At 44.3% G+C, this 1,920-nt stretch carries 3 protein-coding genes; all 3 read right to left on the reverse strand.

Annotation, left to right across the window (positions count from 1 at the left end; all coding sequences use genetic code 11):
- Nucleotides 1–11: 11 nt before the first annotated feature.
- Nucleotides 12–335: a hypothetical protein gene (locus V7L97_RS12430; protein WP_333656467.1), complete on the reverse strand. Its 324-nt coding sequence runs from the start codon at nt 333–335 to the stop codon at nt 12–14.
- 105 nt (nt 336–440) lie between these two features.
- Nucleotides 441–875 carry an NfeD family protein gene (locus V7L97_RS12435; protein ID WP_333656469.1) on the reverse strand — a complete coding sequence of 145 codons (435 nt, stop codon included), beginning with the start codon at nt 873–875 and terminating at the stop codon, nt 441–443.
- A gap of 12 nt (nt 876–887) precedes the next feature.
- Entirely contained in the window at nt 888–1,796 is a 909-nt protein-coding gene (locus V7L97_RS12440) for an SPFH domain-containing protein (RefSeq protein ID WP_333656470.1), read from the reverse strand.
- Between the last annotated feature and the right edge of the window lie 124 nt (nt 1,797–1,920).

A 1,920-nucleotide genomic window follows, 5' to 3' on the forward strand; every position in this document is an offset into this window, starting at 1 on the left:
TTCTGCCGGTGTCAGGCAGGTCGTATGCTACCGCATAGAACATTAAAAATCCTCATAAAATCCAGTTCTGATGGTTCTTCATCCAGTCTTTCACCTGAAGGGTAACTATCAGCACGACTGACAATATATGCCAATGCCCTTGTATGCGGAACTTCAATCTTCTGCACCAACAACTCATCCGGCATTTTAAAATATTCATGGTGTCTCTGAACCAATTTTTTTAGTAACTCTAAATCTACCCAGTTATCCTTAATCAGTTTTTTGAAGGCATCAGTTGACACATAATCAGCAGAAAATAAAGGGTGCTTCCGTCTTACGTTATCCCCTCTATTCATATCATAAACTTCCCCACATCATGTAGCAGCGCCGCCAAAATTACCGTCCGGTATTCTTTTTGATCGAATTCGACTATTATTTTCTCCCTCCGCTGATAAACTATATCACTGCATCTTCACTTTCAGTCTTATGCCGTCCATGCTTATAATCTCCACTTTGCTCCCTTGGGGAATCGGAGAGTCGCTGTCCGAAAACGCTATCCATTCTGTGCCGCGATACGATATGCGCCCTTCGCCTCCGGGCTGGATTACAGACGTAACTACGGCTTTTTCGCCTATATATTCCGAATATTCCGCGTTTGTCTTTTTACCGAACATCTTTTTCGCCGCATTCCTGAAAAAGAGCATCGTCAACAGCGATGCGGAGGAAAAAACTATAAGCTGGCCAGGAAGATGCGGCGTAATGCCTGCCCATGACGTTAACGCAGCGCAGATCGCGCCGATGCCAAGGAAAAGGGTCACGAACGTGGGAAAAACCATCTCGACAGCCATAAGAGCTATGCCTGCTATCGCCCATATATAAACGGATGTCAGATGCATGTTCCCCCTCCGTCATTTCGACTGCTTTACTACCGACATGGCCGTGGCTATGATAGAAGCCATATCGCCAAAATTAGCAGGCAATATAAGAGTGTTGGTATTTTTAGCGAGATTACCAAACTGGCTTATAAGGTTTTCAGCAACCCTGAGCTGTACCGCTTCCATACCCCCTGGAGAACTTATCGCCTGTGCCACAGATTTTATACCATCTGCGGTAGCCATTGCAATGGCTTTTATCGCTTCTGCCTGTCCTATCGCTTCATTTATCTGCTTCTGCCTTGCTCCCTCTGACTCTAAAACAAGTTTCTGTCTCTGTCCTTCTGCTATGTTGATTGCCGACTGTTTCTCGCCTTCGGACTGCAAAATTTTCGCCCTCTTTTCGCGCTCGGCTTGCATCTGCTTTTCCATCGCTTGAAGGACTGTTTCTGGCGGAATAATATTTTTCACCTCATACCGCAGTATTTTTACGCCCCATGCTACCGCTGCCTCGTCTATAGCGGTCACAACAGCCTTGTTGATCGCCATTCGCTCTTCAAACGTCCTGTCAAGGTCTATCTTGCCTATCTCACTGCGCATGGTGGTTTGGGCAAGCTGTGTAATGGCAAAGACATAGTTGTTTATGCCATAAGAGGTTTTCTTAGGGTCTATTACTTGAATAAAAATAACTCCGTCGACAGTAACCTGCACATTGTCTTTGGTAATGCAGACCTGTTCGGGCATATCGAGTGCCTGCTCTTTTAAGGTATGCTTGTAAGCTATTCTGTCAAAAAAAGGGATAATGTAATTTATGCCCGGCTGTAAGACCGTATGAAACCTTCCAAGCCTTTCTACAATATAAGCGGTCTGCTGCGGAACGACTTTTACTCCCATCACGATAAACAAAATAACCGCCGCTGTCAAAACTATAAAAATTGTCTCCATTTTTCCCTCCTAAGGTTTTTTGCGGGTTTCGCAAAAATGTTATTTCATGAGTCTATCATAACAATGTTATGAATCCTGTTTATTTTTACCGTCTTTCTAACCAGAAAGCCCTTGTTTTCAAACA

It is taken from the genome of Dissulfurispira sp., from assembly GCF_036745535.1.
Classification (GTDB): Bacteria; Nitrospirota; Thermodesulfovibrionia; order Thermodesulfovibrionales; family Dissulfurispiraceae; genus Dissulfurispira.